The organism is Streptomyces sp. bgisy027 (assembly GCF_057710365.1).
Genome location: NZ_JBYIVZ010000071.1, coordinates 19,153 through 38,143, shown reverse-complemented (window position 1 = coordinate 38,143; position 18,991 = coordinate 19,153). Strand labels below are relative to the sequence as shown.

The window sequence follows — 18,991 nt, the reverse complement described above, 5'->3', positions numbered from 1 at the left end:
CGTCTGCCGCCCTCGGTAGATGAGTACCCGTGTCCGGGCAGTCATCATGATGAGCCGGGGGCGGTCCCGGCGTTCCGGAGCCCGCCGAAGGCGAGAGGAGCGGCGGAGTGCTCGGGACCGTGACGGATGTGTTCGACAGGGTCGTGGACGTGCTCAGTGTGGCCTTGGGGCTGGGCTCCGTGTGGCTGGGATGGCGGGCAGTGCTGCGGCCGCGTCAGCCGCCGCAGCCGATCCAGGGACCTGTGTGGGTGGTCCGTGCCTGGGGGGTCGGCTATGTGCTGCTGGGGATCTCGCTCTCCGTCGATTCGGTGATCCTGATGGTCGGCGGGAAGCCTGACTGGCCGGTGGACGTGATCCGCTGGGTTGCCGGGCCGCTCGTGGTCGGCTCGCTCTTGGCGGCGTTCGGGTCCCGGTGGCAGGGGCGCTGTCGGGCCCGGGCCATCGCCAAGGGGCGGCAGGCGTGAGCCGGGCCGTTTCCTGGAGTGAGGCGGTACTCGTGGCCGTTGCCTGCTGGGCGGTCAGCGGCCTGGGATACGCAGTGCTCACCGCCCTGGACGAGCCGAGTCTGTCCGTTGCACCCCTCGTCGGCATGGGGCTCGTCCAGTGGTTCTGGGCGCGCCACCGCTCGTGGCCGACCGGGGTCGCGGCGGGCCTGGTGGGGACTGTCACCCTTTTCTGGCTCGTCGACGTACTACGTCCTCACCTGGGCCGGTACGTCGCGGGCGCACTGGCCACGGGTGCCGCGGCGACGGTCGCCCTGGCCGTCTTCACCCTGGTCGCGCGCGGAGGGGAACGCCGTTATGACGCGGCACGCTGACCCGTTCACGGGCGACCGCCTCAGCCTGCCGCCCGCGCAGGGTGCTGTCCGGAGACGTACCGTCTGGCACCGAACCTGGGGGCTGTGCGCGACCCTGCTCGGCATCGCGGCCCTCCTCCTCGGCGCCCTGTCACTGGCCGCCGTACCCGACCTGATCGAGGACGAGAAAGCATTCGGCGCCGCGACCGCGTGCACCGCCCTGTCCTCTCCCCACGACGACTGCCTGCGCTCGTTCGACGCGACCGTGACCCGCACAGTGATCAGGGAGCAGGCCAAGTCATCCGAGTACCTGCTGTACCTGAACGGCCCGGCGCAGGTACCGCACAGCATCGACATGAGCGACTCCGGGCCACTGCTGAAGCACCTGCAGCTCGGTGACGACGTGACGGTCACCATATGGCGGGACTACGCGACCACAGTGCAGCACGGGAAGATCTCCCAGGAAACCGCCGACACCCCGGAGGGCGAGCCAACCTTCGTGTGCGCGCTCGCCCTGGCCTTGCTGTCCGGCGGCGCGTACGGCCTGTACGCGGGAGGCACGGCCCTGTGCCTGGCCCGGCGCCATGCGGTGAAGGGCCTGCCCGCCACGCTCGTGACACGTGGCAAGGAGGCGGCCGGAGCGGCCCTGTGCGCGCTTCCGGCCCTGGTCGTGGGCGACTTCACGAACGTGCCGGTCATGCTGGTGGTGTGGCTGGGGCTGCTACCCCTCGTCCGGTGGGTCGTACACCGGCTGCAACAGCCCGGCAGGGGACGGCACGCCCGGCCGCCCGCGCACACGGCCTGACGGCCCCGCGGGACCATCGCAGTTCCGCTGGCCGTGGCCAGTGCCGCAAGGCACACCCACCCCGAGCCAGGCGTCCCGCTTCTGATCCTCGGACTGGCCGATCCCATCGCCAGCGGGCAGGCGCCTTTGGGCTTCCTCGACAGCCGGGCGCCGTTCGGCCGGTTCGGGTCCGGGCAGGGCCGTCCGGCGCAGTGCCGCTCACTCGTTCGGAGGCCCAGGCCGTGGGCCCGCGGCCTTCCCCGTGTCGATGATCCGATGATCATCACATGCGGCCGGGCTCGCCGCTCGATCGGACAGCACCGTCATACGCAGGGAGTTCACGGGTGTGGAGCACAGCGCACATGGTTGCGGCAGCGGTGGCCGGAGCTCTGTCCCTCCAAGGCTCCCCCGTGCCACCGGCGCCCGACGGGGACGGCCCCGCGCAGCCTGGAATGGCCCAGCCATACAGTGAAGAACACCTCGTGCACGTCACGCCCGACCATAGGGCCGCCACGCTGCGCACCGCGGACACCCGGCCGTTCAGCCTGCTCGGGGTCACCTGGGACGATCCCGCTACACCGCTCACCGGAACGGTGGAGGTCCGCACCCGGGGACGCCGCCACCGGGACGTGGTCCGAGTGGCGGCTGCTGGACAGCGACAGCTCCCGTGCCGAGGAGACCGCACGGCGGGGCGGAACCGACCCGCTGTGGGTCGGCCCCTCCGACGGCGCCGAGGTCCGCATCACCGCGGACGCCGACACCGTCTCCGGCCTCCCCGACGGACTGCGGCTGGACCTGATCGATCCCGGCCCCGGCGACGTCACGCCGTCCGCTCCCGCCGGCCTTGCGAACACCGCCGTTTCCGATGCGCCTGCGGTGGCGTCCGCACCACGCCCGGCCATCACCTCGCGTGCCCGGTGGGGCGCCGACGAGTCGATCAGCCCCGCAGCACCGGGCTATCTGCCCGGCGGGAAGATCAAGGCGGCCGTCGTTCATCACACCGCCGGCTCCAACAGCTACACCTGTACCGACGCCCCGGCCGTCGTACGGGGCATCCACGCCTACCACGTCGGCCAACTGGGGTGGAAGGACATCGGCTACAACTTCCTGATCGACAAGTGCGGCACGATCTACGAGGGCCGCAAGGGCGGCGTCGACCGACCGGTGCTGGGCTCCCACGCCTACGGCTTCAACTCACAGACCACCGGCATCGCCGTCCTCGGCACCTACACCAGCACCACTCCGAGCAAGGCCGTCCTGACCTCGGTGGCCAACCTGGCCGCCTGGAAGCTCGGCCAGCACGGCGTCAACCCAGCGGGCACGGCCAAGCTCACCGCAGGCGCCGACGGCACCAACTACTTCCGCAAGTCCTGGAAACTGGGCGCCAACTGTCGTTGCCGACCATCCACGGCCACCGCGACGGCTTCAACACCCAGTGCCCTGGAGACAAGCTCTACGAGAAGCTGCCCGCCATTCGCGATCTCGCCTCGGCCACCACCGGGTGAGCCGCGTCTTGCGCACCCGGCGGTTCGAACTGGAGCCCGTAAACGTCCACCTTGTGGTGAATCCTCTGTGTGGCACCCGACTTGTCGCCCCGCTCTCAGCAGGATGGAGCCTCGCCGCTCGCCTGCCGGGTCCCCGGCAGGCAGCGATGCCCCCCCTCACCGCGCGCAAGGAAACAGACGTTGACCGGACTTCCGCCCCTGACTGCCTACGCCCGCTGCATCGCCGCCCTCACGGCCTGCGGCTTCCTCATGGCCGGCCCGGCCCTCACAGCTGAAGCCGCTGCCGTTCCTACCACCGACAGGGCCAAGGGCACCGCCACCGCAGCGGCACTCCGCGCCGAGCTGGACGTCTCCCGCCTCGAGGCGACCGGAACGATGCCCTTGCGCGCCTCGCTCAACGAGGTTCAGGCGCGGGCAACAGCCGAGAAGAAGACCCTCGACGTCACCCTCGACGACGTCAACGGCGATCGCCCGGTCCATCTGCTGCGCGCCGACGTAGCCTTGGCCAGAGCCGACGTCGCCAAGGGCCGAGCGGAAGGCACGTCCCACCTCGTACGAGCCCGGATCCATCTGCCCGGCCTGCCGATGCTATCTCTGCTCGAGGTCGAAGATCTGACGGCGACGGCGACGTGCCTCGCCGGACAGGAACCCGCTGCCACATCCGAGGTCGTGGGCCCCATCACCGCCCTCGGCCAACCGGTCTCGCTGGCGCCCGACCACACCGCCACCGTCGAAGCCCCGGGCCTGGGCACAGTCCGGCTTTCCCTGTCCCGTAAGGAGGTGACCAGCAGCACGTCCGCCGCCACCTCACTCCAACTGCAGGTCTCCGCCGACCCCTTGAAGCTGGGTGTCGCGAAAGTGGAGGGCACTGTGACCCTGGCGCAGGCCACCTGCCGGTCTCCACAGTCGGCATCCGACAGCCCGGCACCGTCCGCCACAAAGTCGATCACCCCCGCGGTCACACACACCAAGGAGGACCACCTGGCGAAGACCGGCCGCAGCCGCCTCACGCCCTACATCCTGGCAACGGGAGCCGTCCTCGTCACCGCAGGGGCGACAGCCATGGCACTCACCCGCATTCGCCGCAGGCACAACCCCTGACCCAGCACGCGGTGATCCAGCCGCGGACAGCCAGCGGAGGCAGGAGCCAATGAAGCCTCGGCTGCGGTGACGGCGGCGAGCGGTGTCGAGGCCTGTCGGCGACGGGTGAATTCAACCGCCGTCGACAGAGGCCAACTCGCACGGCTTCCTGGCTGGTTGGTCCGGGCGAGAACGATGACCATCGCCGCCATCAACACGCACGCAGACCGCTCGCACACACCCTGAGCCGGCCATCGCCCTCGCGACCGCGATCCATGAGCCCGAACTCAACAGCCTCGGCCACGGTAAGCGGGAGTCGTTCGGCCCGCTCGAGCAGCGCCCCTCACGGCCTACCCGGCTCTGGGCCCGCGTGTTCGGTACGTTCTCAGACGCGCAGGTGGCCCGCCGAGGACGCACCTGGCCGTCGACACATCAACGCTTCGATGAACCCATGATGAAGATGCCGCTTCTACAGGTGAACGCCCTGGCGGGGATGGTCGTATCGAACGGAACCGGAACCAACTCACTGGCGGACCGGTGAGATGCACGGGGAGGATGAACGGTGTGACCCATCCTGCCGACATCATCATGGTTTTCGACCGGGACGATGAGCTCTCGGCGTTTCCCTCACTGCGTGCCGCGGAGACATGGCTGGAAGCGATCAACGTCGAGGACGGTGAGTACGTGGCCTACACCGCCGACGGACATGTGGTGGATCTCCTCGCACCGGCGGCGCGGAGGGCCCGGTCGTCGCTGCGCGAACCGACGACGAGGACCGGGCGGATCTTGAGCGCCGAGTCGCTCGCTACTGGTACCGGCACGCCGACCGGTCGGCTCTGGGGCCGGAGGAGACCGCGCGCCTGCTGCTGGAGCGCGGCCTGCGTCCAGCACGTCGCGGGCTGCGCTGGCTCACCGGGCTCTTCAGGCGCACTGGAGCCGCGGCCCGACTCGCTTGCCCCGGCGGGTTCTGACGGCCACGGGGCGCGATCGGACAAGATTTCTTCACCCTTCCTGCACAAGTCTCGATTGGGTGCGTTATCCTTCGCTTGGTCCTGCCGTCCCCCCGTCGGCGGGACCACCACCCGGCTCATCGCCCACAGCCTCGCCCTTTGCTCAGCCGCTTCCAGCCCTGCCGCCTTTCTCCAGGCGGAGCGGCTTGCATCTGTCGCCCTACCGGCACCGACTGAGGCCCGCTACGCGATAGAGGACCACCAGGCCGAGTACCGAACCCAGCAGCACGACGGGCCGCACCGCTCGGTGCCGGGGCTGGTTCAACAGCGGTATCGCCATCCCTGAGCCGTTGCAGCGCCGGAAGCACCGTTCACCGAGGTGCATTGCCGCGCGGCTCACCTGCGGGTGCCGATAACCCATCCGTGCAGGTAGGAAGCCTGCGAGCTGCCAACTTGAGCGTTCGCCGGATGACTAAATTGAACGCGTTCAACTATCAGCGACGAATCGTTGAGCGCGTTCAGTCTCTGCCTCCGCCACGCACCTGTACAGGCCGCTCCCAGGCTGCTGATCTGCGCGGATGAATTATCGGCACCCGCAAAGTCCACCACGCGCGCAGCGGCGCGGCTGCCTGCAGGGAGCGGTGGGTGCGGTGCTCGTTGTAGAACCGCTCGTACTCGCTCAGGGCATGGCGCAGGTGGTGAGCGTTCCAGATGAGGGTGCGGTCGAGGAGCTCGCGGCGGAGGCTGAGCACCCATCTCTCCATAATCGAGTTCATCCTTGGCATGCGGACGCCGGTGAACACGCTCTGGATGCCGACGTCGGCGAGGATCTCGTCGATCAGGGCAGGGTATTTCGCGTCGCGGTCGCGGATCAGGCAGGCGGCGTGCGCGCCCACGTCCTCAAGGTCCATGACGAGGTTCTTGACGGCCTGGGTCACCCAGCCCGCGGTGGGGTGCGCGATGGTGCCCAGGACGCGGATGCGGCGGGTTGCGGCTCGATGACGGCCAGGATGTACTGCCGCTGCCCGGTCAGGGGGACGGTTTCGACGAAGTCCATGGCCGGCAAGGCGTCGGCCTGGGAGCGCAGGAAGCCGGCCGAGGTGGTGGCGGTCCGTTCCGACGCCGGGTCGACGCCCTCGGCCTTGAGGCTCTCCCAGACAGTGGACGGGGCGACCGTGATGCCGAGCATGGCCAGTTCGCCGTGGATACGGCGGTAGCCCCAGCCGCTGTTCTCGCGGGCCAGGCGCAGGACCAGCGCCCGGATCGAGCGGACGGTGCGCGGCCGTCCGGGCCGCTTGGGGCGGCAGATGCGGGCGTGCCGCTGCTTCACCAGGTTGTGGTGCCACCGCAGCACCGTGTCCGGACGTACCAGAAGCCGGAGACGACGCAGCACCTGGCGCGGCAGCGGTGCCAGGAACGCGGCGAGAAAGGCCCGATCCTCGGGGGCAAACTTCACTTCACCCTTTTCGGGCCGAGTTGGCGCTCAAGGACCGTGATCTGGTGGCGTAGGGCCAGGATCTCGGCATCCTTGGCGCGGTCGCTCATCGGGAGCAGCCAGAGCGCGGCGAAGGCATTCGACACAGTCAGATAGACGAGACGCAGGAGCACGAGTGGTCATCATGTCGTGGCAACTGGCAGCGGCCGCAAGCGGGATGACCTGCGCGAACGAGATTCTCGGCACGCAAAGGGGCCGGTCACGTCAGGGGTGGACAGCCGCGATCTCGGCGGCCTTCTCCTCCGTCGGGCCGATACCCGTGTCGCTGCTCATGACGCGTATCAGCCGTCCTCCGGAGTCTGTGTTCACTCCACTCACAATCATGTCGATAACCTGCTCGCCCTGCTGCCCGCCGACCTGCTCGATTCCGTTGAGGCGTATCTCGGTTCTGCTCGACTGTGTGTCGGCCACCGTGATGTCATACGCCAGCGATGTCGAGTCGTATCCCATGGTGAGACGGGGACAGGCTTCCGCGGCGTGCTTCAGGTGGGACGAGAGGTTGCCCGGGTCTGGTACATCGGGTTGGTCGATGGCCAAGAGATAGGAGCCGGTTGTGGAATTACGGAATCCGATTGCGTGCGCGTCGGCGCCGTTGGCCCGATTCAGCAGCTGGAACAGGTCCTGGCATGCCGCCGGGCGGGCATCCCGGCTCTGAGATTCCATCCCTTTGATCACTGGTTCTTCGACCCATCCAGCTGCCGTCAACTCCTGAGTCATTGACTGCTCGGAAGATTCGGCGGTGCAGCCCGCAACCGAAACTGCGCAGAGCGACAGAGCGAGGCAGATTAATGGCCTCTTATTGCCCGCCATACAGGCCCCAGATACTCGGAGAGTTCCGATTCTTCGCGGCGCGCCAGTTCGACCAAGTCTGAATTCCGGAGGGCATCCTCTCCGGACGTCACGATCTCCTGCACTTCGTCGGACATCGGCAGCATCTCCGGTGAGAGCGACGCGGCCGCCGAGTCCTCCACTTCCTCCGCCGAGCGAAGGAAGTGGAGGATCAGCGCAGCCAACGCGACATCTCTGACTTCGAGTTGCTCAGCGTCTCGAAGCCTGGCAGCCTCCTGAGCCATGACCATGAGGTCGCGCGCGTCAGCCGTCATGTCTCTCATTGCACCCCTAGTGCACTCGTGTCAGCGTGCGGACCGGCGAATAGTAGGTCGGCAGCGACCATATATTCCCATGCTGCCCGAAGTGAGTGCCCTTGGTGCGGTACTTCCAGGTGCCAGGCCGTTTCAGGGTGTCATCGTTCACCTGAATGACCGCACCCTTGTTGTGGCTGACGATCGGGTCGCCACGGTCCTTCCAAGAGCCGTCATAGATCTGAATGTGCGCCTGCGTGTTGGCTTCGTCCAGCTTGTCCGTGCACCTGACTCGGACGAAACCCTTCACCGTCACGCTGTTGGGTGCCCACGGTGTTCCGACTCGTTTGTCCCACGAGCAGGTGATGGTGTGAAGTGGGCCTCCCTCGGCGGCCGCGGCTATCGGTGCCGGTCCGACAACGACGATGCCCAGAGCGAGCGGCGAAAAAACGCGGCAGCTCTAATCCGTGTGTGCATGGTTGACTCCCCGTTCCGACACGAGGGGAGTATCCGCCCCTGGCCGGGCTGACCCCTTGCAGATACTCAGAACGCTATGGTCAATTCCCAACGATCGCAAGTAAATTCGAAAAATAGGCAGAAGGAACAACAGGACCAGGAAGGCGAGTCCTGTCGTGCAGGACGCGCCCAGGTGGACCGCGTCGGCGACCGTCGGCGCGCAGGTGTTCGTCGGAAGTGCCCGAGTCGGTGGCGTCGCCAGCGCCGCCGAGCCGCGCGGCCAGCACTCCGTTGGCGACCGCTCCGAACAGGGCCGTGCCGGCTTCGGGGAACAACGAGGCCGCCTCATTGTTCCCCGAAGCCGCGTTCAACGCGAGTGGATCACGTCGCTGATCCCGGGTTGATGATGCGGGCTTCGAGGTCGGCGACGTGCCGGTCTTGGAACGGGCCCCGAGTCCACACCCCTCCCCCGGCCCCGCGGACCACTCCACGCGAGCGTCCCTCACACTCAGGTGACGGTAGGTAAAGTCCGTCACCCTCACACGCCAGAACGTCGGAGGGGCAACATCGCTGCCGAAGTCAGCGAGGACAGGCGTGACCCTCGGCACGGTGCCCATCCACACCGCCACGTCGCATACCCGCAGCGCACTCACCGTCTCCGGCAGCCCCGCAACCTGGCGCAGCGCCAGCAACTGACGGTGCAGGGAACGGTCGTCCGCGCGCAGCGCGGCACGCAGCGCCAGCCAGAACGAGGAGCGCGGGCGGCCCAGAGCGCACCGCACCACCGGGTCGTAGACCGGCAACAGCCGCGGACGCTTACGAGCCAAGAGCTTCCCGGCGATCACCGAGTCAATTCCGTACCGGGCGCAGAGGAGGTGCCGGGCCCGGTCCGCCGGCGAGCCCTCAGCCAAGACGTCCGCTTCGGTGTCGACCATCTCGATGTCCCTGGGAATGGCGCTCAGCAGACCAGACAACTGCGTGCGGAGGCGGCCCTCCAAAATGTCCAGCGCAATAGGCGCCGGAACGGTGACCGACAGGGCCTGCACCGCGATCAGGTCCTCCGCCGTGATCCGGTCGGCGATCTCCGACCGGTCACCCCCCAGGGGCCGTTGCATGATCACGTTTCGTCCGGAGTGCCGTGCTGGCCCGCCCTTGGAGGGGACATCCCGGTTCGGGCAGGGGGCGGAAGATCGAAAATTTTCTGCACCACGTCCGCGACCGCACGTTCCGCGAGGACGACTCCAAGATCCATGTCGGCTGTCTTCCGCGCATCATGGCCGGCCTGCGCAACCTCGCCATCGGCGTCCACCGTCAAGACGGCCACACCAACATCGCCGCCGCCCTACGTCACACCGTCCGCGACTGGCGAAGGCCCCTGGCCGCCCTCGGCCTCACTGGATGAATCCGGACAGACTTCGATCATGCAAAGGCCCCTGGGTCACCCCCACCGCGCAGATCCACAATAGCTCGAGCATCGGCGACGAAGGCGTGCAGCCGCTCCAGGAACAGCCGGGAAAGATCAGCTGAGGACACCATCAGCTCCGGTTCTGCACGGGGTTGCAGAGGGGCAGCTGCGCGGCATGGTCCGCGACAGCGCCACCTTGCTGGCGGCTGCGACACCGGACCGTTCTTCTCATCGGAGACGGTGCAGCAGGGCGTCGACGGTACGCCGGGCGCAGAGCAGCCATCGGCGTACCGCACGGCACGAGCAGCAGGCCTGTTATTCGGGATCCTCCTCGGGATCCTCGCGGGGTGTTTCCCTGACGGCGCTCACTGCGGTCTCCCCTTTGCGCCAGGTAACTGTCACCTTGAGCGTAGCCTTGCCTCCGGCCTCCGTCACGACGCTCACCAGCTGGCCGCTCTTGGCTGCGATTTCGATGCCGAATTCGAGCGTCACTTCGTCCGGAGCTGCGCGCCGCAGTCCGGACCTGACACTGCGCGTGACGGTCTCCAGGGTCTGGGGGAGATCGCCGAGCTGCCGTGATAGGCGGTCACCGAAGCCGGTGTCCCGGGGCCCCTCGTCTTCGTCGTTGACGCGCACCCATATCGAGGTTCCGTCCGGCATGACTGCCTGGACCGCATCGGACACGTGCCCTCCTTCTGTTAGCTCGTCAACTCTCCTGGGAAAGGATGCCCGTTTCCAGGACGTCCGGCGACCTGTCACCTACAATCACCTAACAGTTACGGAGGGGAGTGGTCATGGTCGACCAGCATGCCCGGTTGTCGTCAGAGAGGGTTTACCTCTCCGACGTCGAGATCCATCGGCAGTCCCCTATCGCAAGCGCCGAGGATCTCCGGGCACGTGTGCTATTCCACGTTCTACTGTCCGACACTCTGCTCGTTGGCGATTCGCAGTCGCTCAACACGCCCCTCTTCCGTGCTCTGGTGTCCTCTCAGGAAGCCGTCGGCCACGCCGTAAGATCGGATCTCGCGCCGCTCCTGGACAGCGGCCGCATCCGGGTCGCGTGCCGGGACGGGCAGACACTGACGGCCGTCCGGGATGCTCAAAAGCTGCGGCAAGTCGAACACGTGCCCAGTGCCGCATACGCGGAGCTGCTGGACCGCATGACGCATGCGCACACGGTCACCTACCGCCTTGACGCCGTATCGGCTGCCTTCAAGTCTGGAGTGATCCGGCTGCTGGAGGAGCAGACGCAAAACGCCACGGGAGAGACGCGCGCAACGGTTGAAGCCGCGCTGGAGTTCGTGAGGGGGCAGGAGCCGTTGTACTTCAAAACCATCAGAGATTGGGAGGAGTCCTTCCGGACCGGCTCGTCGGGAAGCACGGAAGTCCTGCTCGCCCTGGCCACCGTGGACCGTGCCGCGGGCGAGTCGTACCGCCAGGCACTCCCCCATGTGCTGGGAGCCGGGACCGCTGCCCCGCGCAGCGTCGAACTACCCGCCACCACTGCCGCCCGCACGGTCCTGGAGCGCACCACGCTATCCGCCGGCATTCTCGACGGTTTCTTGCTGGGCAGACTGCCGGTCGAGGTGTTCCTGGAGGCCACCGAGCAGCCGTCCCGCAGCGTCCTCGTTCGCCAACTGGGCTTGCTGCGTCGAGGCAGCCAACCAGACCTGTCCCAGCTGGTGGAGGCCATGGCCGAGTTCAGCACGCGGATGCAGGAGGCCTTCGTCCGTGCCTTCCGCGATACCGATGAACGCGCGCGGGCGGTCCTGGACGGCAACCATAACTTGATGCGCTTCGCCATCTCCCAGGACGCGCTGACCGGCGCACTCGGCGCCGGACTCGATGTGCCGGCGGCCGACGGGGACGAGGACTACCTCGACCTGCAGGTCGTCGACCGGAGTATGCCAGCTGCAGGCGGCGCTGCCGACATCGGAGAACTCGAACCACGGCAGATGCGGCAGCGCGTAATCACGGGTGCGTATGTCGGCTGAGCCGAATGCGGCTCACATCGGCGACCCGGAGCTGGTGCCGCAGCCATCTGCGATAGCAAGCGCCAGGGCAGCCAGCGTCACGCCACAGGTGACGCTGCCGCTCTGCAGCCACTTCACCACCTCCGTACGCGAGGCCCAGACCGGCTCGGCCACCGACTCCATGGCCTCCGGCTCGGCGGCCGACGGGGCGCCTGCCGATCCAGTGGGGTGGACTTCGGCGGCGAAAACGTGCACGTCCGATTCGATCAGGCCTGTCTCAGCGTGAATGACGCCCAGCGGGCGCAGCGCGGACGGGGCGCAGTCGAAGCCGGTCTCCTCCCGTAGTTCCCGTACGGCCGCCACTGCTGGATCCTCATCCGCTTCGCAACCGCCCCGGGGGAATTCCAGGGAGACCTCGCCGATCGGGTAGCGGTACGTGGGAACGAACGCGAGGCCGTCTGGCCCCATAGGGACGATCACCACTCCGCTGTGGGACCACTGCCAGCGCAAATAGCGGCCCTGTTTGCCCGACGGCGAGAGCACGTCATCGTTGAACAGCGCGCCGAAGCGGTTGCGGAAGACCTCCACTGCCCGCTGCCGCAGGATGGGTGGAGGTTCGGCGTGGGCAGACGCTTCGTTGTCCATCGGCGCCGGACCCCTCTCAGCTCGTGCGACCGTCCAGCACAGTCTTCATCTGCACCCATGATGAGCGTTCGTGTCTGAATTCGTCGAGTTCGTCACTGAGTTGGAGCAGCACCTGAAGCACCAGCGCCTGATGCTCACGCAGTCGCGGCGAGGCACGCAACGGTAGCACCGCGCGCTCCGTCGCCGCCCGGCTCAGCGCCTGGTAGGCCTCGCTGAAACGCCCGGCCCGGATCAGCCCGAAGCCATGGCGCTGCAGTGTCTCGGGCAGCCGGGCGAGATAGCGGCCAGGCCGGAGCCTGAGCAGCTCCTCCAACCGCTCGACCGCCTGCATGCTGGCGGTGAGCGCCTCCTCGGTCTTGCCTATGCGATGGCGGCACTCGGCCAGGGTTTCCAGGCAGGCGAGGTACACCTCGTCATCACGAGCTCCTTCAGGCACCTGTTCGCACCGCATGACGCCCTCGGCGGCATCACGGGCCGCCCCGTTGACCTGTGCATCTCCAAGGCGCAGCAAGGCCAGCATGCTCAGCGCACCCGCCATGTCCATGAGGGTGCGATGCCGCATATCGGGATTGCTCCAGATGAGCTGCCGGTACAGGGACACAGCCTCGACGCTGAGTTCCAACGCCGACTCCGTCTGCCCGGACCGGTGCCGCAGCAGGCTCAGGTTGTGCAACGCCGCGGCGTAGTCGGACCGATACAGCGCGGACCTGCGGACAAGATCGCGGCTGAGCAGAACCGCCTCGTCGGCTGCCCGCACGGCATCCTCCCGGCGTCCGCTCTCCTCCAGCCGCAGGCTGTACCTGCGCAGACGCCTCAGACGGACGTGCCGACTGGCGTCGTCGCTTTCCGCGTCAGGCAATTGGAGAAGCCGCTGGAGCACGAGCGCCGAGAGGGCGGAAAGGCCGGACGGATAGCCGGGAAGACGGGGTTCGACAAGGCAGAGCAAGTCGGTCTCGCAGGTCTCCAGCACTGGTTGGATCAGGTCCACCAAGGGCTCGGCGTGCGGCACGCGGGCACCGACGGTGACGAGGGCCGGCACCAGGATTCGGGGATTGTCGCGCACGACCTGCGCAAGCGCCCGGTCGATGACCGCGTGGGCAGGATGGTCCGTCACCCGGCCCACGGTCGTGCAGCCACGGGCCCGAGCCAGGACGTCGAGTGTCTCCAAAACGGCCCTGGTCCGCTGCCGCTTGTTCCGAAGCGTAGATACATCCAGAACAGCCCCGAGGTAGGCGACGACGTCACCTGAACTCTCAGGCTCCGCCAGCACGCGCCGCACCAGGATCTCGCCCAGCCGGTCAGGCTCAAGGGCCGCGACGTGGTCGTCTTCCGTTGCGGGATACAGCGCGCGAAAGCAGGAATGCACCGCGGGGGCGTTGACAGGCGGCTGCCCGGGGAAGGCAGTGCTGCGCACGGACGTCAGCAACGCGGTCAGCTCACCCCCGTCTCGCCGCTGGGCCAGGGTCGGCACCGGCAAGAGGCCTTCCGCCATCAGCCGTCCGGTACGCCCCGCCAGAACACCGCCCGCCCCGAGACGGTCCTCCAGCAGCGTGTACCACCCCGTGATCTCATGCTGACAGATCCGTGCCAGCGGATCGTCACTTTCCTTCCACTCCTCGCCCTGGCGCAGGGTAAGGACGGCGTCGAGGGCAGCCGCAAGCATTCCCAGAATCGAGTCCTGCTGGCCGGCCCGGCGCGCCAGAGACGGCGGCATGAACACCCGCGGGCATTCCAGCAGGCGCGCGAACTCCCCGAACGCCTCGGTGACCAGGGTGCCGGGATCTTTGGCGCTCAGCGTGTTGGGCAGCCTCTGTGAGCTCGCGCCCCTCAAAGCCCAGTCCTCGATGTAGCATGCTTCGAACTCCTCCTTCAGCGCACGCCACAACGGCTCCTCGGAACGTGCCAGCAGCAGCACACGCAGGGTGATGCCATCAGGTCGGTGCCGGCGGACACGCGCCATGAGAGCGCTGATGTCGTCGAGCCGTGCTTGGGCATAGTCGAACACCACCAAGCATGGGAAACCTGCGCCGAGCGCGGCGGTGAGGCCTTCCAGCCACTGGGGTCGGCACAGAGGGTTGCCGAGCAACTCCCTGTCTGCGAATCCGGCGATCCAGCCCATGTGCCGCAGTCGGTGGCACAGTTCGGCGGCCAGGCGGGTCTTGCCCGAACCGCCCGGCGCGTACAACAGGCGCAGCAACTGATCGTCGGGTTCATAGCACCAGTTCCGGAGCTCGCTGAGCTCTGGGCGGTCCACGAACGGCATTGCTCCGCGTGCCAGCATCTGCGCTGGCGTGTTCCTCGAAATCGGACCGCCGGGCTCGGGACCGAAGAGGTCTGCCTGCCGTCCCCTGCGGTTGCGGGCGAGATCGAACCAGACCGTCCCGGGCCGGTGCGCGGCATGGTTACGTTCCAGCAGCCCCGGCGAGAATTCCTCCACGGCGTCGACGGGAATCAGCCATCCCCCCGACATTGCCTTCTCGTGGCGTGACGCCTTGAGCACCCCGCACACACGCCCCGTCGTCGTATCGAGCACCGGACTGCCGCTGAATCCCTGGACCACCTGGTCCCACTGAAGCCGCACGAAGCGCCCGCTCCGACCAGCCACCGTGAGGTGCAGAGTGTCGGGCTGGACGCCCGGTTCCAACGTGTGCCCGCTGAATCCGTGGATGGACACAGACGCCGCCTGCGTTGGACCCGCACTACCAAGCCAGACCCCCTGCACATCGTGTGCGGGCTCGCTCAGCCGCACCTCGGCGAGATCCGGAAAGCCGTAGGTGCTTCCTCCACCCTTCGCCTCGGGCATAAGACGCATGACCTCGATCGCGACGGTGCGTCCCCCGACCGTCGCCGTCACGCTGCCCTCCTCGCGTCCGGCCACCACGTGCGCACACGTGAGGGCGGTGTCAGGCGTCACCAAGAACCCGGTCCCGCAGAAAGCCTCGCCAGCCCAGATGCCCACGACATTCTGCTCGGTCAGGATGCGCAGCCGCTCCAGTGCCTCACCGTCCAGGCCATGGTGTGTCGTCATCGATCTCCCCCGAGCGGCCTTGCACAACGGACTCATTGACGGGTGACTTTCCGACCCTATTCTGCCGTCCCGTCAGCTACGGCATCGCTTCGTTCTGCGCTTCGGCGTGCTGCGCCGGCACAGCAGAGCGTCGCCGGAACACCTTCGACGACATCGACAGCCAACCCAACCGCTGCAACCGACAGACCAAACCCATACCAAGCATCACGCACATGTACGACTGTCAATCCCCTCGCAGCGTGGAGACGATCTATGCGGCCAGTCCCTCGGCGAGGGTGGCTCGGTAGTCACGTTCGTAGTCGATCGGGCTCTTGACTCATCGGCAAGAGACGCCTCGGCATCCTGCGTTGTGCCATCGTCAACACCCTGCAGCAGCCCACCGAGCCCCTCAACAACTGAGTGACCGGGGCTGACCTGGCGCCGCGGGGCGCTGTCCTTGCTCGGCGTAGGTGTTGTCCCCTGCTGGCGAAGACAGTCCATCCGACGCAACACTGTGAAGGGCAGGATTACTCTGCCGTACTCGCTCCCCCTGAGGTGGCCCCTCAGGAGATCTGCCACGGACCAAATGGAGTCCGCCAGCCCGTGGTTCCCGTCCCCACCCACTCGCCCTCCCCATCCCTGGTGTACGTCCGCCACCTGGGCGTCGCTCATCGTCTCATCCGGCAGTGCGTTGGCGGGCGCTGCTGCGCAGAGGGGATGTCGGCCTGCCGACCACGCCCGGACCAGCGTGGTGACCTGCTGGTTGGCGGACAGGCGCAGGATTGGGTGCGGGCGGTTGTCGGATGGGTTGTCGCCGGGGATGTGGGCCTGGTCCACGGAGGTGTTGTCGCTTCGTGACCGTGGTCGGGCCTTCGTGGTCGGTGGTCCGGTCGGGGCCGGCTGCTGCCGTGACCGGTACGCGCGGCGCCGGGCAGGACGGCGTTGCGCCGGACGGGAAGCAAGCAGATCCGTGATGATCGGTGTGGACGCGCGCAGCGGGGTGGAGAAGTTACGGCCACAGCGATCAGGCGATGACGTCGAACGGCGCCGGCGTCGAGGCGGTGCGCCAGACCTCGGGGGCGGTCTCCCCCGGTCCGGACAGGGTCAGCCATGAGGGCCGTGAGGAAGGCGTCGGCAATGAAGGAGAAGAGGCCGTGGCGGCCTTGAGCAGGGCCTTGCTTCGGTCGGCCTCGGTGGCGTGTGCCGAAGCCCGGCGATCGGCCTCGGCCTGGCACGCGACCGCGCCCTGAATTGGCCTGTGCGAGCGCGGCCAGCCCGCCGGAGAGCGGGGCCGCAGGGATCAGCCCCAGCCGGGCGAGTACGTTGCCAGCAGCTGGGCGGCCCTGCGGGCTTGGGTCCTATCGGTCCTCGCAACACCCGACATCCGGGGACGCGATGGCTTTCGAGATCCGCAACCGCCGCTCGACGCAGGGACGCAGGAAGCTGGTCCGTGAGCGGGAGTAATTCCGGCTCATGGATCAAGGTGTAAGCGGCCCGGAGGCGTGCCGGATCGTCGGCGTCAACCGGCCGACCGGCAAGCGGTTGCGCAACGGCACGAACCCAATGGCCGCGGCACCGAACGCGTCCGCGACGCGCTGGTGGAGGCCATGATGAGGGACCTGCCGGCCCATCGCACACGCTCACTGACCGGGGACCAAGGACGCGAGAGGGGCCGACACCACGAGTTCACCACCGCCATGGACATCCCCATCTACTTCTGCGATCCGGCCAGCCCATGGCAGCGCGGTTCGAACGAGAACACGAACCGACTGCCGCGGCGGTACTCTCCGACTTGTATTGGCGTCAGTGGTGTCGTGATCGGGTTGGCCGCCCACGCAAAACACTCGGCTGCGAAACCCCGGCCGAGCGCCTGCGTCAACTCCTCTGAACCGGCACCCGCTGTGCTTGCCGGGCCTAAGGTGATGGCATGCCTGCGTCAGAATGGGAACGACTCACGCGCGCCCGTGGAATCGGGCGCCTGAAGTTCATCGCGCGGCACGTCTTCCGACGTCCCGTGTTGATCGCCGGCCTCGCCGGTCTGCTCATCCTGTTCAACCTGGTGAAAGACAGCTTCCCACTGGCCTACGGGCTTGCGGCACCGGCCGGAGCCGTTCTGATCATGGCGAGCATGGGCCGCTTCCGCACTCCCACCGAAGACCCCACACACGAAGAAGCTTCACTTCCCGCCGACCCCGACGGGAAGTGAAGCCGAAACGCCACAGCAGGCGCGCACCACTACCAAGGCGTTGCAACAACCGCTAGAAACCGCCGGTCCGCCGCGACCTGGTCAATGCAACACCCCTCAGGGTCTGGTGTTGCGACCACCTCTAGAACCCAAGCCCGGTCGGCGGGGCTCCTGCCGGGGAGCGCCGCCCGCCGGGGACGCCCTGTTGGACGCTCGCCGAGCGTCGGCCGGTTGCAGTGCGGCCGGCCCCGGCTCGGCCACGGCACGTTGTGTGATGCCCAGGTGAGGCATGCGCCCGACGGCGGTGGAGCACCGGGCTGCCCTCGTTCTCGACGGGACATCCAGCGCGCCCACTGGTCGGTGATGTCGCCCCCGACAGGCCGTGGCGGGGATTCCTGCTCACCGTCACAGCGCCTACGCCGCGACCGCCGTGGGCCGGCCCCCAAGCCTGGCACACGGCTACTGCACCAACCCACACCTCACCATGCTGCGCACGCTAAAGGCTCACCGTATTGGGAGTGGATCTTGACAAACGATTCCGCATGATGGCGTGTCAGTCGCGCTGCTCATGCCGTCCCCTTCCGGATGCCCAGGTGCGTGACGTAGGCGGCCTGGCCGTCGAGGAATCCGTCGGCGTACAGCTTCCGGGGTGTGAGCACCGCGGTCAGGGTCAGTCGCCATCGGAACCTCGCCACATCGTGGTCCACCAGGGAGTGGGTGGCTTCGGGGTATCGCGCGATCTTCAAGAACGGGGCCGGTATGACTTTGCGGTAGGCGGCCTCGGTCTCGGCGACATCCACGTTGGTGTCGTGTCCGGCCAGCACCAGCAGGACGGGCGTGCCGCGCATCGCCCTGAGGTCCGCGGTCGCGTCCGACCGGTAGTTCCTGGCGATGAACGACCACCGCGCGGACGTCATCCCGTCCACGTCGCCGACCGCGTCCCGGTACTCGGCGAAGGACGCGCCCCGCTCCAGCAGGCGCAGGGTGGCCTCCCGGCGGCGCAGCGCCGCTTCCCGCCGCTCGGAGGTCGCGCCGTCGCGGTCCAGCTCGGCGAGCAGGTTGTACCGGCCCTGGCGCAGCCAGTTGACCGCCGGGGAGACCGCGATGACGAACTGCAGGCGCGGATCGCGCGCGGCGACCTTGGGCAGCACCCAGCCGGCTTGGCTCGCTCCCCACAGGCCGATGCGCCGTCCGTCGATGTCCGTCCGGCCCCGCGCCCAGGCCACGGCAGCCCGCGTCTCTGCCGCCCGGTCCCCCATGCTCTGCTCCAGCCAGTCACCCTCCGAACCGCCCGTGCCGGGCTTGCTGAAGGACAGCGAGGCGTACCCCGCCCTGGCGAAGGACTCCCACATCGGCCGGTAGAACGTCTCGTTCGTGGCGTCCACCGGTCCGTCGCCGTGGACGAAGACGACCAGGCCGAACGGCCCCTCACCTCTGTCGGGCAGGGCGAGCACGCCCCTGAGCAGCGTCCCCTCGTGTCGCAGTGACACCGTCTCCTCCCGCAGCGCATAGGTGTTCTGCCATACCGCCGCTCCGGCCAGTGAGGCCGTCACCACCAGGGCGCCCACCAGCGTCCACACCACCCAGCGCCATCCGCGCCGCCTGGGCATTCGAACTCTCACGAACAG

18 protein-coding genes and 3 pseudogenes are annotated in these 18,991 nt (G+C 67.9%); 10 read left to right on the top strand and 11 right to left on the bottom strand.

All coding sequences use genetic code 11. The annotated features are described in order from the left end of the window. Positions 1–107: 107 nt before the first annotated feature. The 6 genes from AC3ETA_RS43100 to AC3ETA_RS43075 all read left to right on the top strand — a co-directional run bounded on the left by AC3ETA_RS43100 (position 108) and on the right by AC3ETA_RS43075 (position 5,461). Positions 108–464, top strand: coding sequence for a hypothetical protein (locus tag AC3ETA_RS43100; protein ID WP_432198370.1), 357 nt, complete (start codon positions 108–110; stop codon positions 462–464). Next, a complete protein-coding gene (locus tag AC3ETA_RS43095) occupies positions 461–817 on the top strand; it encodes a hypothetical protein (RefSeq protein ID WP_432198369.1) in 357 nt (118 codons plus the stop codon). Before AC3ETA_RS43100 ends, AC3ETA_RS43095 begins: the two co-directional genes overlap by 4 nt. Further along, the gene (locus tag AC3ETA_RS43090; RefSeq protein ID WP_432198368.1) at positions 801–1,601 is read left to right on the top strand and encodes a hypothetical protein; all 801 of its coding nucleotides are present in this window, start codon (positions 801–803) and stop codon (positions 1,599–1,601) included. The genes AC3ETA_RS43095 and AC3ETA_RS43090 overlap by 17 nt, the downstream gene beginning before the upstream one ends. 447 nt (positions 1,602–2,048) lie before the next feature. Then, positions 2,049–3,269 (top strand): peptidoglycan recognition protein family protein, encoded by a 1,221-nt coding sequence (locus AC3ETA_RS43085; protein ID WP_432198367.1) that lies wholly within the window; start codon positions 2,049–2,051, stop codon positions 3,267–3,269. Beyond that, on the top strand, positions 3,266–4,186 hold the full coding sequence (locus AC3ETA_RS43080) for an SCO1860 family LAETG-anchored protein (RefSeq protein ID WP_432198366.1): 921 nt from the start codon (positions 3,266–3,268) through the stop codon (positions 4,184–4,186). Before AC3ETA_RS43085 ends, AC3ETA_RS43080 begins: the two co-directional genes overlap by 4 nt. 534 nt (positions 4,187–4,720) lie before the next feature. Then, the gene (locus tag AC3ETA_RS43075; protein ID WP_432198365.1) at positions 4,721–5,461 is read left to right on the top strand and encodes a hypothetical protein; all 741 of its coding nucleotides are present in this window, start codon (positions 4,721–4,723) and stop codon (positions 5,459–5,461) included. Positions 5,462–5,633: 172 nt separating this feature from the next. On the opposite strand, the pseudogene AC3ETA_RS43070 reads toward AC3ETA_RS43075, so the two are convergent. The 5 genes and pseudogenes from AC3ETA_RS43070 to AC3ETA_RS43050 all read right to left on the bottom strand — a co-directional run bounded on the left by AC3ETA_RS43070 (position 5,634) and on the right by AC3ETA_RS43050 (position 9,263). Further along, positions 5,634–6,723, bottom strand: a pseudogene (locus AC3ETA_RS43070) (integrase core domain-containing protein). A 91-nt stretch (positions 6,724–6,814) separates the two neighbouring features. After that, positions 6,815–7,327, bottom strand: a complete 513-nt coding sequence (locus AC3ETA_RS43065; protein ID WP_432198364.1) for a hypothetical protein — start codon at positions 7,325–7,327, stop codon at positions 6,815–6,817. A gap of 68 nt (positions 7,328–7,395) precedes the next feature. Then, positions 7,396–7,713, bottom strand: coding sequence for a hypothetical protein (locus tag AC3ETA_RS43060; protein WP_432198363.1), 318 nt, complete (start codon positions 7,711–7,713; stop codon positions 7,396–7,398). A gap of 16 nt (positions 7,714–7,729) precedes the next feature. Beyond that, positions 7,730–8,002, bottom strand: coding sequence for a hypothetical protein (locus AC3ETA_RS43055; RefSeq protein WP_432198362.1), 273 nt, complete (start codon positions 8,000–8,002; stop codon positions 7,730–7,732). Positions 8,003–8,249: 247 nt separating this feature from the next. Further along, the gene (locus tag AC3ETA_RS43050) at positions 8,250–9,263 is read right to left on the bottom strand and encodes a DUF6308 family protein (RefSeq protein WP_432198378.1); all 1,014 of its coding nucleotides are present in this window, start codon (positions 9,261–9,263) and stop codon (positions 8,250–8,252) included. 23 nt (positions 9,264–9,286) lie between these two features. On the opposite strand from AC3ETA_RS43050, the gene AC3ETA_RS43045 reads away from it, so the two are divergent. Then, positions 9,287–9,550 carry a hypothetical protein gene (locus tag AC3ETA_RS43045; RefSeq protein ID WP_432198361.1) on the top strand — a complete coding sequence of 88 codons (264 nt, stop codon included), beginning with the start codon at positions 9,287–9,289 and terminating at the stop codon, positions 9,548–9,550. A 318-nt stretch (positions 9,551–9,868) separates the two neighbouring features. Here AC3ETA_RS43045 and AC3ETA_RS43040 read toward each other — a convergent pair whose 3' ends face one another. Together AC3ETA_RS43040 and AC3ETA_RS43035 are read right to left on the bottom strand one after the other, a co-directional pair. Beyond that, on the bottom strand, positions 9,869–10,237 hold the full coding sequence (locus AC3ETA_RS43040) for a CU044_2847 family protein (RefSeq protein ID WP_432198360.1): 369 nt from the start codon (positions 10,235–10,237) through the stop codon (positions 9,869–9,871). Positions 10,238–11,088: 851 nt separating this feature from the next. Then, a complete protein-coding gene (locus AC3ETA_RS43035) occupies positions 11,089–11,337 on the bottom strand; it encodes a hypothetical protein (protein WP_432198359.1) in 249 nt (82 codons plus the stop codon). A 6-nt stretch (positions 11,338–11,343) separates the two neighbouring features. Between AC3ETA_RS43035 and AC3ETA_RS43030 the strand changes: the two genes are divergently transcribed. Then, positions 11,344–11,547: a hypothetical protein gene (locus AC3ETA_RS43030; protein WP_432198358.1), complete on the top strand. Its 204-nt coding sequence runs from the start codon at positions 11,344–11,346 to the stop codon at positions 11,545–11,547. Between the two features lie 12 nt (positions 11,548–11,559). Here AC3ETA_RS43030 and AC3ETA_RS43025 read toward each other — a convergent pair whose 3' ends face one another. From AC3ETA_RS43025 to AC3ETA_RS43015, 3 genes and pseudogenes are all read right to left on the bottom strand, one after another. Further along, a complete protein-coding gene (locus AC3ETA_RS43025) occupies positions 11,560–12,171 on the bottom strand; it encodes an NUDIX hydrolase (RefSeq protein WP_432198357.1) in 612 nt (203 codons plus the stop codon). Between the two features lie 16 nt (positions 12,172–12,187). Continuing rightward, positions 12,188–15,199, bottom strand: a complete 3,012-nt coding sequence (locus AC3ETA_RS43020) for a trypsin-like peptidase domain-containing protein (protein ID WP_432198356.1) — start codon at positions 15,197–15,199, stop codon at positions 12,188–12,190. Positions 15,200–15,667: 468 nt separating this feature from the next. Next, positions 15,668–15,850: pseudogene (locus AC3ETA_RS43015) on the bottom strand (type I restriction-modification system subunit M N-terminal domain-containing protein); the annotation flags it as partial. A gap of 911 nt (positions 15,851–16,761) precedes the next feature. Between AC3ETA_RS43015 and AC3ETA_RS43010 the strand changes: the two are divergent. Both AC3ETA_RS43010 and AC3ETA_RS43005 read left to right on the top strand, forming a co-directional pair. After that, positions 16,762–17,066: pseudogene (locus AC3ETA_RS43010) on the top strand (transposase); the annotation flags it as partial. A gap of 39 nt (positions 17,067–17,105) precedes the next feature. Further along, positions 17,106–17,384, top strand: a complete 279-nt coding sequence (locus tag AC3ETA_RS43005) for a hypothetical protein (RefSeq protein WP_432198355.1) — start codon at positions 17,106–17,108, stop codon at positions 17,382–17,384. Between the two features lie 545 nt (positions 17,385–17,929). On the opposite strand, the gene AC3ETA_RS43000 is transcribed toward AC3ETA_RS43005, so the two are convergent. Then, entirely contained in the window at positions 17,930–18,973 is a 1,044-nt protein-coding gene (locus AC3ETA_RS43000) for an alpha/beta hydrolase family protein (RefSeq protein ID WP_432198354.1), read from the bottom strand. Positions 18,974–18,991: the final 18 nt, after the last annotated feature.

Excerpts from the sequence above, each read along its gene's own strand:
- AC3ETA_RS43025 (WP_432198357.1), bottom strand. The coding sequence starts at position 12,171 with ATGGACAACGAAGCGTCTGCCCACGCCGAACCTCCACCCATCCTGCGG.
- AC3ETA_RS43035 (WP_432198359.1), bottom strand. The coding sequence starts at position 11,337 with ATGGTTGCCGTCCAGGACCGCCCGCGCGCGTTCATCGGTATCGCGGAA.
- AC3ETA_RS43090 (WP_432198368.1), top strand. The coding sequence starts at position 801 with ATGACGCGGCACGCTGACCCGTTCACGGGCGACCGCCTCAGCCTGCCG.
- AC3ETA_RS43060 (WP_432198363.1), bottom strand. The coding sequence starts at position 7,713 with ATGACGGCTGACGCGCGCGACCTCATGGTCATGGCTCAGGAGGCTGCC.
- AC3ETA_RS43030 (WP_432198358.1), top strand. The coding sequence starts at position 11,344 with ATGCGCTTCGCCATCTCCCAGGACGCGCTGACCGGCGCACTCGGCGCC.
- AC3ETA_RS43075 (WP_432198365.1), top strand. The coding sequence starts at position 4,721 with ATGAACGGTGTGACCCATCCTGCCGACATCATCATGGTTTTCGACCGG.
- AC3ETA_RS43065 (WP_432198364.1), bottom strand. The coding sequence starts at position 7,327 with ATGACTCAGGAGTTGACGGCAGCTGGATGGGTCGAAGAACCAGTGATC.
- AC3ETA_RS43005 (WP_432198355.1), top strand. The coding sequence starts at position 17,106 with ATGCCTGCGTCAGAATGGGAACGACTCACGCGCGCCCGTGGAATCGGG.
- AC3ETA_RS43020 (WP_432198356.1), bottom strand. The coding sequence starts at position 15,199 with ATGACGACACACCATGGCCTGGACGGTGAGGCACTGGAGCGGCTGCGC.
- AC3ETA_RS43050 (WP_432198378.1), bottom strand. The coding sequence starts at position 9,263 with ATGCAACGGCCCCTGGGGGGTGACCGGTCGGAGATCGCCGACCGGATC.
- AC3ETA_RS43000 (WP_432198354.1), bottom strand. The coding sequence starts at position 18,973 with ATGCCCAGGCGGCGCGGATGGCGCTGGGTGGTGTGGACGCTGGTGGGC.